We start from the raw sequence: 12,583 nt of genomic DNA, 5'->3' as shown, positions 1-12,583 counted from the left end.
GGTTCAGGGGCTTCCCCTCCCTGGAGCCTTCATCATGATCACGTCCATCGCCTATGGCACCAGGTCGGCCGCCGCGCCGCTCGAGCGCATGGAGATCGAGCGTGACGAGCCGAAGGACGACGAGATCCAGATCGAGGTGATGTTCACCGGCGTCTGCCACTCCGACATTCACCAGGCCAAAAACGAATGGAGCAATACCGTCTACCCCTGCGTCCCTGGCCACGAGGTCGTCGGACGAGTCAAGAAGACGGGCGCGAACGCCACGCGGTTCAAGGAAGGCGACATCGTCGGCGTCGGCTGCATGATCGACAGCTGCCGGTCCTGCGAACCCTGCAAGTCCGGCGACGAGAACTATTGCGAGGGACCCAACAGCTGGCTGGCCACCTACAATGGACCGATGGCACCAGCCACAGCGACGCCCGACGCCTCCAACATGTACGGCCGCGACAACACCTTCGGCGGCTACTCCGACACCGTGGTGGTGAAGCAGGATTTCGCCCTGTCGATTCCCGAGGGTCTGGACCCCGCCGCCGCCGCCCCGATCCTGTGCGCCGGCGTCACCACCTGGTCGCCGATGCAGCACTGGGGCGTCAAGGCTGGCGACAAGGTTGCGATCCTGGGCTTCGGTGGTCTGGGCCATATGGCCGCCAAACTGGCCAAGGCGATCGGGGCCGAGGTGACGGTCCTGACGTCCACGCCCGGGAAGATCGCCGACGCCCTCGCCCAGGGCGCCGACGCCGCCTATATCGAGACCGACAAGACGGCCCTGACGCCCCTGGCCGGATCGTTCGACTTCATTCTCTCGACCATCCCCGACAAGCACGAGGTTGGGGACCTGCTGGACCTGATGAAGCGGGACGCCCATTTCGTGGTGGTCGGCAATCTCGATGTCGTCGATGGCGTCGACAACTCGAAGCTGGCGTTCAAGCGCCAGAGCGTGTCGGGCTCCCTGATCGGCAACCTTCAGGAGACCCAGGACGTGCTGGACTTCTGCGCCGCCAACGGCATCGCGCCCGAGATCGAGATTATCGACATCAAGGACATCAACGACGTCTTCACCCGGGTCGAGAACGGCGCGGTCCGCTACCGCGCGGTGATCGACATGAAGACCCTGACGTAGGTGGACCCGGGCCCTGAGAATTCCCGCCAGCTGTCGCCCGGATCACGCTCGCCGGGCCGGGCCGACTGCTGGCCCCAGGTGACCATCATGAGCAGCTTGTGGCTGCGGATCCGGTACTCGCCGATCATCGGGGTTACGGCCCCCAGCGGCGCACCGGTCCGGGCGTCGTAGAGAAAGCCCGAGAACTCGGCGACGCCGACCCGATCCCGACGGCTGTAGAGGCTCAGTTCGGGAATCGAGACCACATTCAGGTTCTCGTTGATGGGCACGGCCAGGGGCGGCAGTCCGACGACGCGCCGCATCTGCTCCAGGGACAGGGCACCAGCCCGCAGCTCGAACACCGCGTCGGCCCTGTCCTTGTCGTCGCTGAGCGCATAGCCGGATTCGGACAGCGCATTGCGAACCGCGGACAGGCCGTAGTTCGATCCTTCGCCCTGAAAATACCGGCCCTCGACAAAGACCCTGGATCCGGGCGGGATCGGCAGTCGCAGACCCTCGACAGCCTGATCCGCGGCCCGGGCCATGAGCAGTTGCTCGGTGGCCGTTCGCCCCGGGTTGGTTTCCGACGTCGAGGCGCAGCCGGCCAGAACGGCCGTCAGCCCCGCCAGCATCAATCGCATCCTACCAGCTTCCCACATTGGGCATGGACACCCAGGGCTCTGCGGGGGCCAGGGCCGGCCCTTCCTGAAGCAGTTCAATCGAGATCCCGTCCGGGGAACGGACGAAGGCCATGTTGCCGTCCCGGGGCGGTCGGTTGATGGTGACGCCTCCGTCCGCAAGCCTTTGACACGCCGCGTAGATGTCATCCACACGATAGGCGAGGTGGCCGAAATTGCGCCCCCCGGTGTAGGTTTCCGGGTCCGAGTTCCAGGTCAGTTCGACCTCGGGCGACCGTTCGGCGGCCGAGCGGGCCTTGTCGCCGGGCGCGGCAAGGAAGACGAGGGTGAACCGTCCCGCCTCGTTCTCGAGGCGGCGAACCTCCTCAAGGCCGAGCAGAGCGGTCCAGAAATGGAGCGAGGCGTCCAGGTCGGCGACCCGGACCATGGTGTGCAGATAGCGCATGGCTCAACTTCGGCAGGAGGAGGAGAGAGGCCCTTCTAGTCGGGAATGGCGAGCTTCTAAACCCCGGAGACGGTGCGTCTGCCCCGGTCGGGCCAGAGCGCCCGCGCGAATCTATCAGACCGCGATCCACCTCCTGAGGCGTGGATCGGCGGAGCTGCGACGGCGCGCGCGGTTGCGCCGAAGTGGCCCGCCGGGCAGTCTGCTGAAGGACTGGTGCTTCCGGAGACCCGCCTTGCCCCTTCTGATGTGTCCCAACGACAATGCGCAGATGCAGACCCTCGAGCGCTCAGGGGTCCAGTTTGACATGTGCCCCACCTGCCGCGGCGTCTGGCTGGACCGCGGGGAACTTGAAAAGCTGATGGAGGGGGCTGCGGCGGGCGCGGCTCCGTCCCCGGCGTCTCCACCCCAGCACGCCCCCTGGGGTTCCTCCCCCCAGGCACCGCGCTACAGCGAGCCGCGCTATCGCGACGACGACGATTATCGATACCGGAAAAAGAAGCGCGACAGCATTTTCGACATCTTCGACTGATCAGGCCGCGAGTCCCGACGCCTTCAGCAGGTCTCTCAACGGTGCGATGCTCTCCGGAGACTCCGACAGTGCTGTCCGTGCGGCTGGAGACCGGAACAGCTTCAGGGCTTCAGCCTTGGCCCGGTCGGACGCCGGACCCAGGGGGGCGGTCTCGCCGGCCGCGAGTCGCAGAAGGGCGAGAAGCTTCTGGTGGACAGGGGCCTGCGCCCGCGCCAGTTGGGCCGTCAATCGGGCTTCGGTCTCCACCACGCCCCCCACGTGACCGATCGCGCCGTTGATCTGTTCTGTGTCATGTTCCGAGAGGGCGGCGGCCCGGACCGACCGGTGGAGCAGGGCCAGAACCTGAAGCTTGCGCGCAGCGGTCGCACCGGGGCCCCGCATCTCGGTTTCGAAGCGAAGCGAGGTGACGCAGGCGGCGAGCCAGCGGGCTGCCGACCGCTTGTTGGCGACCCCGGTGACGTTCTCGCAAAGCCGCGTCAGCTGTTCGGCCTCGCACAACACCGTCTCGCAGGCAGCGACATAGGCCTGGACGAAGTCGGCGTTGACGAGGCTTTTTGATCGCTCGGTGAAGGCCGTCTGGACTTCTTCCAGCGTCAGGAGGCGGCCGGCCGTGGCCGTCAGGGACACGGCCAGGGTGCGCAGAATATCGATCTCGCCGGGGGCATCGGATGGCCTCAACCGGCGCGGGCCCATGAGTTCACGCAACACCATCCGGGCCAGAAAGGCGGCCAGGATCGGATATTCTCCCGCTTCGATCCGTGCACCAAGCCGGGCTGCGGCCCCCCCGACGGCGGGCATTACCACGGCAAGCTTCGGGTCATTGGCAATCAGGGCATCGATCTCACGCGGCGCGACCATCCGGACCACGGCGGCGAGGCTGCCCCCCTGGTCGAGCGTCGGGCCCAGGATGGCCGCGAGCTGACTTCGGGACGACAGCTGCTCGCACAGGATCTGTTCGATCGCGACCATCACCATGGCGCGGGGAGGTCCGTCGGCCGGTGCCCGATCCGCGAGATCCATCAACCGGTCCAGCCGGGCACTCGCTCCGGCGACGCCCTTGAGCGCGCCGGATATCACGCCGCCCATGATGAATGGACGGTCCGGTGATCCGGCGAGCTTCTGCGCGACGTCCGCCAAAGACCGGTTCGCAAGGTCCGGGAAAATCCCGTCGCGACCGGCCCGGACCACCCGCTCCATCGCCTCGGCCGCCAGCTTCTGATAGTGGCGGACGAGGTCGTGGGACGCCCGGCCTGTCGCCTGGCTTTCAGGCACGGCGATCTTCTGGATCGCATGTTGCAGCTCTACCCCGGACGCTTCGAGGCGTTCGACAAGATCTGGACGATGCAGAAGCTCGAAGACGGTCACGCCATTCCGGTTCAGCCAGTCCTCCAGCACCCGGCCGATCAGCTCGCGGGCGTGGGGCGCGTACAGATCGGCGGGGGCGAGGCAGTTGGATCGTTCGGTGTCATCGACCACACGCTTGCGGGCCGGCTCCGGGGCCCCGCGCGTCAGGACCGTGACGCTGTTGAACTCCATCGTCCCGGGGTCCAGCGTCTCCTTTGTGACCCTGACGGCGACCGCCTGCCTGTCGCCGAAGATTTCCTCGGCGGTGTCGATCGCGTGTTTTCGCTCTTCGGTCGCAAGCACCAGGGACCAGGCCGACGGAGCCGTCTTGCGAATGTACAACTCGTAGTGGACAGGTCCGGCCATGATCTCGCTGTGCTCGCCTCGGCCGGAAGATATCCGCAAGGCTTTAAGGTGGGGTTTCGCGAACGAAATCTGGCGCCCGGCAAACTGTGGCCGTAAAGTCACCGTGATCCTGCGAGAACGGTTACGCTTGCTTTGCGTTGATACGGCCCCGACATCCGTCGGGTCACACGAGGAGATCGACTTGGCCAATATCACCCTGGTGGACGATGATGAGAACATCGTCGCGTCGGTGTCGCTGGCGCTGGAAAGCCACGGTCACAAGGTGATCGCCTATCACGACGGGGCCTCCGGCCTGGAAGCGCTTGAAAACAGCCCGCCCGACCTGGCCATTCTCGACGTCAAGATGCCGCGCATGGACGGCATGGAAGTGCTGCGCCGTCTGCGCCAGACTAGCCAGATCCCGGTCATCATGCTGACCTCCAAGGATGAGGAAATCGACGAAATCCTCGGCTTCAACCTCGGTGCCGACGATTACATGCACAAGCCGTTCAGCCAGCGCCTGCTGATCGAGCGGGTCAAGGCGCTGCTGCGCCGTTCTGGCGGCGATGGTGGCGAGCCGGAGCCTTCGGCGGAAATCAGCGGCAAGGCGATACGGCGCGGCAAGCTGGTCATGGATCCTGCCCGCCACGAAAGCACCTGGGACGGTCGGGCGGTCAAGTTGACTGTGACGGAGTTCCTGTTGCTTCAGGCCCTCGCCCAGCGGCCCGGCTTCGTGAAGAGCCGGGACAATCTGATGGACGCCGCCTACGACGATCAGGTCTATGTTGATGACCGCACCATCGACAGCCACGTCAAGCGCATGCGCAAGAAGTTCCGGGTCGTCGATCCCGAGTTCGATGCGATCGAGACTCTTTATGGCGTTGGCTACCGCTATCGCGAAAGCTGAAGCAGAGCGGTCTGATGATCGCCCTCCCGGCCGGCGATTGATGCGCTTTGGCGGGTCTCGTCTGGGCGGGTTCATCCTCGCGCTGAACCTGCTCAGTCTGCTCATCCTGTTTGGAGGGGCCCTGCTGCTGAATGAGTGGCGGACGGGACTGATCGACGCGCGCCAGGAATCCCTGATGGGCCAGGCCGAACTCCTCGCCCGCGTGCTGGGTGACAAGGATTACACGCGTGGTGAACCCGTGCCGGAGCTGGATCCGACCCAGTCGGCCAAGGTCCTGATCGACCGGTTCGTCCCGGCAGGCCAGCGCGCGCGCATCTTCGATCGCGACGGGGTCCTGATCGCAGACAGTTTCGATGTGTCGGACACCATTGAGGGGGCACCTCTGCCGCCCGCGCTTCCCGCCGGGACGCCGGCGCGGGTCACCGTCGATGCTGCCCGGCTGGACGCGACGGCCGCGGAGGCCAATGCAGCGCTCGGAGAGGAGATCCAGGCAGCGCTCGCGGGGACGGCCCAGGCGACGGTGCGGCGGTCCGAGTCAGGCGACAGGGTGGTATCGGTCTCACTTCCAATCCGGCATGTGCAGCAGGTTCTCGGGGTCCTGACGCTCGAAGCCAATGACGTCGCCCAGATTCTGGATGCCCAGCGGCGCGCCCTGATGCCGTTTGCCCTTGTGGCCCTGGCGGTCAATCTGCTCGCCTCCCTGCTGCTGCACCTGTTCGTCGCCAGGCCGGTCATGCGGCTCTCGGCGGCCGCCGATGAGGTCAAGCGCGGCCGGGCTCGCGCCATTTCCCTGCCGGATCTCGAAGACCGGCGCGACGAGATCGGCGACCTGGCGCGGTCGCTGGAATCCATGACCGAAACCTTGTCGACGCGCATGGACGGGATCGAGCGCTTCGCCGCGGACGTGGCCCATGAGATCAAGAACCCTCTCACCTCGATCCGCTCCGCGCTGGAAACGCTGGATCTGGTCAAGGAGAAATCCCAACGCGACCGGTTGACCGCCCTCCTGCAGCAGGACGTCCGGCGACTGGATCGCTTGATCACGGACATCTCCAACGCCTCGCGTCTGGATGCGGAGCTATCACGTGACCGGCCCAGACCGGTCGACCTCGCCGCTCTGCTGACCGATATCGTGGGGGTTTATCAGACGACCGTTCGGGCCGGAGAGGCAGCCGTGACCCTGGATCTGGCCGTTGAGGGTCCCGCCCGCGTGATGGGGCGGGACGGTCCTCTGGGACAGGTTCTGCGCAATCTGATCGACAATGCCCGGTCCTTCAGCCCGACTGGGCGGGAAGTCCGGGTCAGTCTGAGCCGGGATGACTCCGAGGGGCCGCTGCCCCTGCGTATCCGGGTCGACGACGACGGCCCGGGCATTCCACCGGAAAATCTCGAGACCGTGTTCGAGCGCTTCTACACCTCCCGGCCGCCCGGCGCGGCGTTCGGGTCCAACTCCGGCTTGGGTCTGTCCATCGTGCGACAGATCGTGGCTGCCCACGGGGGACAGGTAACGGCGACGAACCGGCTGGGCCCGTCCGGCAAGGTGGAGGGCGCAAGGTTCGAGGTTGCGTTGCCGTCTGTCGGTCGCCGCCCCTGATGCCGCGAATCCATGCGACGGCGGTGGCGCGTTCCGGACCTTGTGGCTGGCGCGGTATCCTGCTGCGGGGCCCGTCCGGTGCGGGCAAGAGCGATCTGGCCCTGCGACTGATGGACAGCGGGTGGCGTCTGGTGGCCGATGACTACACTCATGTCTGGTCCTCGGATGATGCCCTCTACGCCTGTGCGCCGCAGCGCATCGCCGGCCATATCGAAGCAAGGGGGTTGGGAATTCTCACAGCGGGGTCACTGGTCCTGGCCCGGATCGTCCTGCTTGTGGATTGCCTGACGGTGCCGTCCGAGCGCCTGCCGGAGCCGGCGTTCGACCACGTCGCCGGAGTCCGGCTTCCCCGGCTTGCGATTGATATCCGCCCCGCATCCGCAACGGTTTCGGTGGGTCTGGCTCTGGACCGGCTTTAATCCCGTGCCGGTTTGGCCTATCTAGGCCGGCTTGCGGCCGGATCGGGGTGTCCGGCCAGGGTCAGACGGGATGCGCGGCGTTGAAGGCAGTCAATGACTGAGGCGGCATGATCGGGCTGGTGATCGTCACCCATGGCGGCCTCGCGTCCGAATTTCTTGCGGCCATGGAGCATGTCGTGGGGCCCCAGCGGGGCGTCGCGGCCATCTGCATCGGGCCGGAGGACGACATGGAGCGTCGTCGCCGCGATATCGTGGACGCCGCCGCCGCCGTCGATGACGGTGACGGGGTTATCCTGCTGACAGACATGTTCGGTGGCACGCCGTCAAATCTGGCGATCTCCGTCATGGAGCAGACCCATGCCGAGGTCATCGCGGGACTGAATCTGCCCATGCTGATCAAATTGGCCAGCGTCCGTACGCGCGAAAGCCTGGAAACCTGCGTGGCCCACGCCCAGGACGCGGGTCGTAAATACATCTCGGTCGCGTCCTGGGTTCTGGCGGGCGAGAAATAGGCCTTGGCTCCGACGATTCCAAAGGCGCGCATGACCGCCCTTATCTGCAACACCCGCGGCCTGCACGCCCGGGCGTCGGCCAAGTTCGTCAAGCTGGCCTCCGGCTTTGAGGCGGAGATTCAGGTGATCCGCGATGGCGTGTCGGTCGAGGCCCGCTCGATCATGGGCCTTTTAATGCTCGGTGCCGGCAACGGGGCCTCGATAGAGATCGCTGCGGAGGGCATCGACGCCGCCGCGGCCGTGGAAGCCCTCGCCGAACTGGTGGCCCGCCGGTTCGACGAGGAGCAGTAGGCGTCAGTCTCGACCCTGGCGTGGCCCGATGTGGGCCATGCCGCGCTGGCCGGCGATTCTGACCTGTCGATCCCGCTCCCGTGCGGCCTTTCTCTGGATGTCGCTGCGGCTGTGGTGGCAGCGCTCACAGCACACGCCCTCGACGTAGTGGGGAGAGGCGCGGCCGGAGGGGCTGACGGGCATGCGGCATCCCCGGCACAGGGTGTGCGTTCCGGCCTCAAGGCCATGACCGACGGCCACCCGCTCGTCGAACACGAAACACTCGCCTTCCCACAGGCTCTCCGTTTCCGGCACCGTCTCCAGATAGCGGAGGATGCCCCCTTCGAGGTGGAAGACCTCGGCCACGCCCTCGGCCTTCAGGAAGGCGGTGGCCTTCTCGCAGCGGATGCCGCCGGTGCAGTACATGGCGACCTTGGGAGGAACCGGCCGGTCCAGCAGGGGACGGCCCCCGGTCCGGAACCACTCGGGAAAATCGCGGAAGGCGACGGTATTGGGCTGGATCGCTCCCGCGAAGGCTCCAACCGCGCCCTCATAGGCATTGCGGGTGTCGATCACGATCGTGTCGGGATCCGTGATCAACGCGTTCCAGTCTTCCGGCGCGACGTAGGTCCCGGCATTGGCGGCCGGATCGAGGTCGGGAAGACCCAGGGTTACGATCTCGGGCTTTACCCGCACCTTCAGCCGGTGAAAGGGCATGCTGCTGGCGTGGGAGAATTTCAGCTCCGGATCGGCGAAGCCGGGCTCGGCGCGGAGGACGTCGAGGACGTGACCGATGGCCTGTGTCGGCCCCGCGATCGTGCCGTTGACCCCTTCAAAGGCCACCAGAAGCGTGCCGCAAATCGCGTCCCCACAGGCCTGCTCGAGGCGGTCGCGCAGGGCCTCGACATCCGGCACGGGCGCGAATTTATAGAGGGCCGCGACAAGAATGGACGGGGCGGAATTCGCAATGGGCTGGATGTCGGGCAGCATTCTCGGACCGCACTCCCTGCCTGTCGGGCCCCGCGCGGCGCATCGGCGCGACACAGGATGGTGGAGCCGAGGGGAGTCGAACCCCTGACCTCGTCATTGCGAACGACGCGCTCTACCAACTGAGCTACGGCCCCGTTTCCGGGTGACAGGCGAGCGCGCGACATAGGCGGCGGCATCGGGGGGTGTCAATAAGCGCGCGGGAAGCGGCCAAGCAAATCCTTGGCCTGCGGCCCCGGGCTCGCTAGAAGCGGCTGTCTTGAAAAGGAGTTCTGCGGATGGGCGTAGCGATTGTCTGGCTTGTCGGTGCGATCATCAATCTGATGATCTGGTTCATCATCGGATCGGCAATCCTCAGCTGGCTGTTCGCTTTTGATGTGATCAACCATCGCAACCGGTTCGTGAACCAGCTGGCCCAGTTCCTTGATGCGGTCACGCGACCGCTGCTTGAACCGTTTCGCCGGATCATCCCGACGTTGGGCGGAATCGACGTCTCGCCGATCGTTGTGCTGCTCCTGCTGAACTTCTCCAAGATCGTCTTTTACAATATGGCCGCAGGCCCAATCATCGCCCTGCTGGGCTGACGGCGTTCTGCGCGGGAGTGTCACCCCGGTGCCGCAGTGCGACATTCCCGCCTTGCGCGCGGAACTGACGCTCTTAAGGTGCCCTCGCCCGGGCGAAATGCCGCTTTTGACCACGACTTCATGACTCCCACGATCAAAACAGTCGCCGTGATCGGCGCCGGCCAGATGGGTGTCGGCATCGCCCATGCCGTCGCGCTGGGCGGCTATCAGGTGCGGCTCTATGATGTGGCCGCCGACCGGTTACCGCTGGCGCTGGCCAGTATCGCCGCCGCGCTTGCCCGTCAGGTTGAACGTCAGACCATCACACGGACCCAGGCGGACGGGGCCATGGCCGCCATCTCCGGGGTGAACAGTCTGGCCGAGGCCGGCGGTGTCGACCTGGTCATCGAAGCCGCAGTCGAGGACGAGGCGGTCAAGAAGGCTGTGTTTGCGGAACTTGTCCCCTATCTGGGCACCGCCACCCTGCTGGCCTCGAACACCTCCTCGATCTCCATCACCCGGCTAGCCTCGGCATCCGACCGGCCCGAGCGGTTCATAGGCCTGCATTTCATGAAGCCGGCCCCGGTGATGAAACTGGTCGAGATCATCCGAGGCATCGCCACCTCGGCGGCCACCTATGACGCCGCCGTTGCCTTCGCCGAGAGTCTCGGCAAGACCACGACCAATGCCGAGGATTTCCCCGCCTTTATCGTCAACCGGATCCTCGTTCCGATGATCAATGAGGCCATCTACACCCTCTATGAAGGCGTGGGTAATGTGGCCTCGATCGACACGGCGCTGAAACTGGGTGCCAATCACCCCATGGGCCCGCTGGAGTTGGCGGACTTTATGGGCCTCGACGTCGTTCTGGCGATCATGAACGTGCTGTACGACGGGTTGGCGGACTCCAAATACCGGCCTTGCCCTCTGCTGGTGAAATATGTCGAGGCCGGCTGGCTCGGGCGCAAGTCCGGGCGCGGCTTCTATGACTATTCCGGCGAGACGCCGGTCCCCACCCGCTGATGGCCCGCTTCGACAGCGCTGCGGACCTTCCGGGGCAGTCACCGGTCGTCTGGCGTCGTGCCCGCAGCGCCCTGCCGCTGGCTGTGCTGGCCGGTGTCGCCTGGCCTCCGCTCGTTCTGACCCTGCTGATCTGGCCTCCCGAGAACTGGCTCCCGGGTCCGGAGACCGACTGGAGATTGACGGTGCTCCTCGTGGGAATCCTGGCCGTTCCGGCCGGGCTGTTCGCGCTGCGACGGGAGCGGGACCGGCGCGGGCGGCCCGGCACCCGGCTCGGGATCGTCTGGCGCTTCATGCTGTACGGCGGCTTGCTGGCGGCGGTGGCCCAGACGGCTCTGGCCCTCCTGACCGCGATGGTCGGCATGATCGAGGCCGGAGACTTCGTCCAGGGACTGGGGGCAATGGAGACGACGCTGCTGATCTATGGCGTCGGCGGGCTGCCGGTCGCGATCCTGGTCGGGGTCAGCTACGCCCTGTGGGCCGGCCTGTGCGCGGCCTTCATCGCCTTTGGGCGGGCACCCGCGCGGGTCAGGGATCGACTGGGCGTTCTGGGCGGGGCGCGTCCCGGGGCCTGACCGCGCCGGATTACAGCGAATTCAGTTTTCAGACGGCATGTTCCGTGTAAAGCTCCCTTGTCACTGATCGAGGGGGGCATCATGACCATGTCGGCTGAAGGCGTTTCCGGTGACGTTGTGGATCGGCCCGGGCCCACGCGGCCCGCAGACCGGATCTTCCAGCTGGACCTGTTGCGGGGCTGGGCGGTGCTGGGCATTCTGGCCGTCAACGCCATGGCCTTCGCCTGGCCGGTCGCGGCCCTGATGACGTCAGGTGACGTCTTCGGCCACGCGGGTGGCGACGCCTGGGGCGACTGGGTCACCGAAGTCTTTTTCCAGGACAAGTTCCGGACCCTGTTCACCCTGCTGTTCGGCGCTTCGATCTTTCTTGTGGGCGGCGAACGCGAGGATGAGGGTCGGGGCAAGCTGCTGCGCAGCCGGCTGTTCTGGCTGGCCGTCTTTGGCATCGTTCACGGGGCCGCAATCTGGTACGGCGACATTCTGCTGCACTATGCCGTCTGCGGCCTCATCGTGCTGCTGATGCGCTCGTGGAGCGCCCGTCGCCTGCTCTGGATCGGGGGCGGAATCTCGGCGCTCTGGATGGCGCTGGCCGTCGTGGCTCCCCTGGTCCTCGGAGGGCTCGGGCCGGAATTCGCGGCCAAGATGAACGCCGGTGCGCCCCAGATCACCCTCGAACAGCTCAACGCCGGGGTGGCCGCCTATACGGCCGGTGGCGGGGCCCCGTGGATCGAAAACCTCAAAGCCTGGGGCCTGATGCTTGCGATCTCCCTGACGCTCATCCCCGTGACCGTACCGCTGATGCTGCTGGGCATGGGACTGTTCAAATCCGGCTTCTTCAGTGGCCGGGCACCAACCCTGCTGTACGGCCTGATGGTCATTGCGGGTGCCGCGATCCTGGCCGTGGATGGTTCCGCCAGTGCGCCGGGGCGGGATGCGGCCACGCTCCCGATCGCGGGCCTGAATGAGGCCGCCGGTGGCCTCTCCCTGATGGTCTCCCTGGCCTATGTCTCGATGCTGCTGCTGATGACGCGCTTCGGTCTCGGCATCATCACGGGCCGGCTGGCACCGGTCGGCCGGATGGCCTTCACCAACTATCTGACCCAGTCGCTCATGATGGCCAGCCTGTTTTACCTGCCGTGGGGGCCGCAATGGATGGGCACGATGGGCCCGGCCGGGCTCTGGCCGATCGTTGGCGGCATCTGGGTGCTCCAGCTGATCTGGTCTCCCCTGTGGCTGTCGGTCTTCACCATGGGGCCGCTGGAATGGCTGTGGCGCTGCCTGACCTATGGACGGATGGTCCCGCTCCGGGCCTGAAGCGCGGCGGGCGGCTTTCCGG

Annotated in this window: 15 protein-coding genes and 1 tRNA gene; 11 read left to right on the top strand and 5 right to left on the bottom strand. The window is 66.2% G+C overall.

Annotated elements, in window-relative coordinates:
* Positions 1 to 34 precede the first annotated feature (34 nt).
* Entirely contained in the window at positions 35 to 1,120 is a 1,086-nt protein-coding gene (locus SJY26_RS03405; RefSeq protein ID WP_396594753.1) for an NAD(P)-dependent alcohol dehydrogenase, read from the top strand.
* On the opposite strand, the gene SJY26_RS03400 is transcribed toward SJY26_RS03405, so the two are convergent.
* Positions 1,084 to 1,731 (bottom strand): DUF6655 family protein, encoded by a 648-nt coding sequence (locus SJY26_RS03400; RefSeq protein WP_396594752.1) that lies wholly within the window; start codon positions 1,729 to 1,731, stop codon positions 1,084 to 1,086. The two genes, SJY26_RS03405 and SJY26_RS03400, sit on opposite strands and share 37 nt — an antisense overlap.
* Positions 1,732 to 1,741: 10 nt before the next feature.
* Positions 1,742 to 2,182, bottom strand: coding sequence for a VOC family protein (locus tag SJY26_RS03395; protein WP_396594751.1), 441 nt, complete (start codon positions 2,180 to 2,182; stop codon positions 1,742 to 1,744).
* Positions 2,183 to 2,414: 232 nt separating this feature from the next.
* Between SJY26_RS03395 and SJY26_RS03390 the strand changes: the two genes are divergently transcribed.
* Entirely contained in the window at positions 2,415 to 2,711 is a 297-nt protein-coding gene (locus SJY26_RS03390; RefSeq protein WP_396594750.1) for a zf-TFIIB domain-containing protein, read from the top strand.
* Here the strand turns inward: SJY26_RS03390 and SJY26_RS03385 are convergent, their stop codons facing one another.
* On the bottom strand, positions 2,712 to 4,421 hold the full coding sequence (locus SJY26_RS03385) for a hypothetical protein (RefSeq protein WP_396594749.1): 1,710 nt from the start codon (positions 4,419 to 4,421) through the stop codon (positions 2,712 to 2,714).
* Positions 4,422 to 4,602: 181 nt separating this feature from the next.
* Between SJY26_RS03385 and SJY26_RS03380 the strand changes: the two genes are divergently transcribed.
* From SJY26_RS03380 to SJY26_RS03360, 5 genes are all read left to right on the top strand, one after another.
* Positions 4,603 to 5,307, top strand: a complete 705-nt coding sequence (locus SJY26_RS03380) for a response regulator transcription factor (protein ID WP_305637977.1) — start codon at positions 4,603 to 4,605, stop codon at positions 5,305 to 5,307.
* Entirely contained in the window at positions 5,276 to 6,901 is a 1,626-nt protein-coding gene (locus SJY26_RS03375) for a stimulus-sensing domain-containing protein (protein WP_396594748.1), read from the top strand. Before SJY26_RS03380 ends, SJY26_RS03375 begins: the two co-directional genes overlap by 32 nt.
* A 23-nt stretch (positions 6,902 to 6,924) precedes the next feature.
* On the top strand, positions 6,925 to 7,320 hold the full coding sequence (locus tag SJY26_RS03370; protein WP_396594747.1) for an HPr kinase/phosphorylase: 396 nt from the start codon (positions 6,925 to 6,927) through the stop codon (positions 7,318 to 7,320).
* 107 nt (positions 7,321 to 7,427) lie between these two features.
* On the top strand, positions 7,428 to 7,832 hold the full coding sequence (locus tag SJY26_RS03365) for a PTS sugar transporter subunit IIA (protein ID WP_305637971.1): 405 nt from the start codon (positions 7,428 to 7,430) through the stop codon (positions 7,830 to 7,832).
* Positions 7,833 to 7,862: 30 nt separating this feature from the next.
* Positions 7,863 to 8,123, top strand: a complete 261-nt coding sequence (locus SJY26_RS03360) for an HPr family phosphocarrier protein (protein ID WP_396594746.1) — start codon at positions 7,863 to 7,865, stop codon at positions 8,121 to 8,123.
* Positions 8,124 to 8,126: 3 nt separating this feature from the next.
* Here the strand turns inward: SJY26_RS03360 and SJY26_RS03355 are convergent, their stop codons facing one another.
* The gene (locus SJY26_RS03355) at positions 8,127 to 9,092 is read right to left on the bottom strand and encodes a rhodanese-related sulfurtransferase (RefSeq protein ID WP_396594745.1); all 966 of its coding nucleotides are present in this window, start codon (positions 9,090 to 9,092) and stop codon (positions 8,127 to 8,129) included.
* Positions 9,093 to 9,150: 58 nt separating this feature from the next.
* Positions 9,151 to 9,226: transfer RNA gene (locus SJY26_RS03350), tRNA-Ala, on the bottom strand.
* 141 nt (positions 9,227 to 9,367) lie between these two features.
* Between SJY26_RS03350 and SJY26_RS03345 the strand changes: the two genes are divergently transcribed.
* The 4 genes from SJY26_RS03345 (at position 9,368) to SJY26_RS03330 (ending at position 12,561) form a co-directional block, all read left to right on the top strand.
* The gene (locus tag SJY26_RS03345; RefSeq protein WP_396594744.1) at positions 9,368 to 9,673 is read left to right on the top strand and encodes a YggT family protein; all 306 of its coding nucleotides are present in this window, start codon (positions 9,368 to 9,370) and stop codon (positions 9,671 to 9,673) included.
* A gap of 120 nt (positions 9,674 to 9,793) precedes the next feature.
* On the top strand, positions 9,794 to 10,675 hold the full coding sequence (locus SJY26_RS03340) for a 3-hydroxybutyryl-CoA dehydrogenase (RefSeq protein WP_396594743.1): 882 nt from the start codon (positions 9,794 to 9,796) through the stop codon (positions 10,673 to 10,675).
* Positions 10,675 to 11,247, top strand: coding sequence for a phthalate transporter (locus SJY26_RS03335; RefSeq protein ID WP_396594742.1), 573 nt, complete (start codon positions 10,675 to 10,677; stop codon positions 11,245 to 11,247). The genes SJY26_RS03340 and SJY26_RS03335 overlap by 1 nt, the downstream gene beginning before the upstream one ends.
* Before the next feature lie 81 nt (positions 11,248 to 11,328).
* Entirely contained in the window at positions 11,329 to 12,561 is a 1,233-nt protein-coding gene (locus tag SJY26_RS03330; RefSeq protein WP_396594741.1) for a DUF418 domain-containing protein, read from the top strand.
* Positions 12,562 to 12,583: the final 22 nt, after the last annotated feature.

The sequence above is a fragment of the Brevundimonas sp. R86498 genome, from assembly GCF_044598075.1.
GTDB lineage: Bacteria > Pseudomonadota > Alphaproteobacteria > Caulobacterales > Caulobacteraceae > Brevundimonas.
The sequence above is the reverse complement of the archived record's forward strand: the minus strand, read 5'-3'. Positions and strand labels throughout refer to the sequence as shown.

Excerpts from the sequence above, each read along its gene's own strand:
- SJY26_RS03405 (WP_396594753.1), top strand. The coding sequence starts at position 35 with ATGATCACGTCCATCGCCTATGGCACCAGGTCGGCCGCCGCGCCGCTC.
- SJY26_RS03365 (WP_305637971.1), top strand. The coding sequence starts at position 7,428 with ATGATCGGGCTGGTGATCGTCACCCATGGCGGCCTCGCGTCCGAATTT.
- SJY26_RS03360 (WP_396594746.1), top strand. The coding sequence starts at position 7,863 with ATGACCGCCCTTATCTGCAACACCCGCGGCCTGCACGCCCGGGCGTCG.
- SJY26_RS03385 (WP_396594749.1), bottom strand. The coding sequence starts at position 4,421 with ATGGCCGGACCTGTCCACTACGAGTTGTACATTCGCAAGACGGCTCCG.
- SJY26_RS03345 (WP_396594744.1), top strand. The coding sequence starts at position 9,368 with ATGGGCGTAGCGATTGTCTGGCTTGTCGGTGCGATCATCAATCTGATG.
- SJY26_RS03355 (WP_396594745.1), bottom strand. The coding sequence starts at position 9,092 with ATGCTGCCCGACATCCAGCCCATTGCGAATTCCGCCCCGTCCATTCTT.
- SJY26_RS03330 (WP_396594741.1), top strand. The coding sequence starts at position 11,329 with ATGACCATGTCGGCTGAAGGCGTTTCCGGTGACGTTGTGGATCGGCCC.
- SJY26_RS03340 (WP_396594743.1), top strand. The coding sequence starts at position 9,794 with ATGACTCCCACGATCAAAACAGTCGCCGTGATCGGCGCCGGCCAGATG.
- SJY26_RS03395 (WP_396594751.1), bottom strand. The coding sequence starts at position 2,182 with ATGCGCTATCTGCACACCATGGTCCGGGTCGCCGACCTGGACGCCTCG.
- SJY26_RS03375 (WP_396594748.1), top strand. The coding sequence starts at position 5,276 with ATGGCGTTGGCTACCGCTATCGCGAAAGCTGAAGCAGAGCGGTCTGAT.
- SJY26_RS03335 (WP_396594742.1), top strand. The coding sequence starts at position 10,675 with ATGGCCCGCTTCGACAGCGCTGCGGACCTTCCGGGGCAGTCACCGGTC.
- SJY26_RS03400 (WP_396594752.1), bottom strand. The coding sequence starts at position 1,731 with ATGCTGGCGGGGCTGACGGCCGTTCTGGCCGGCTGCGCCTCGACGTCG.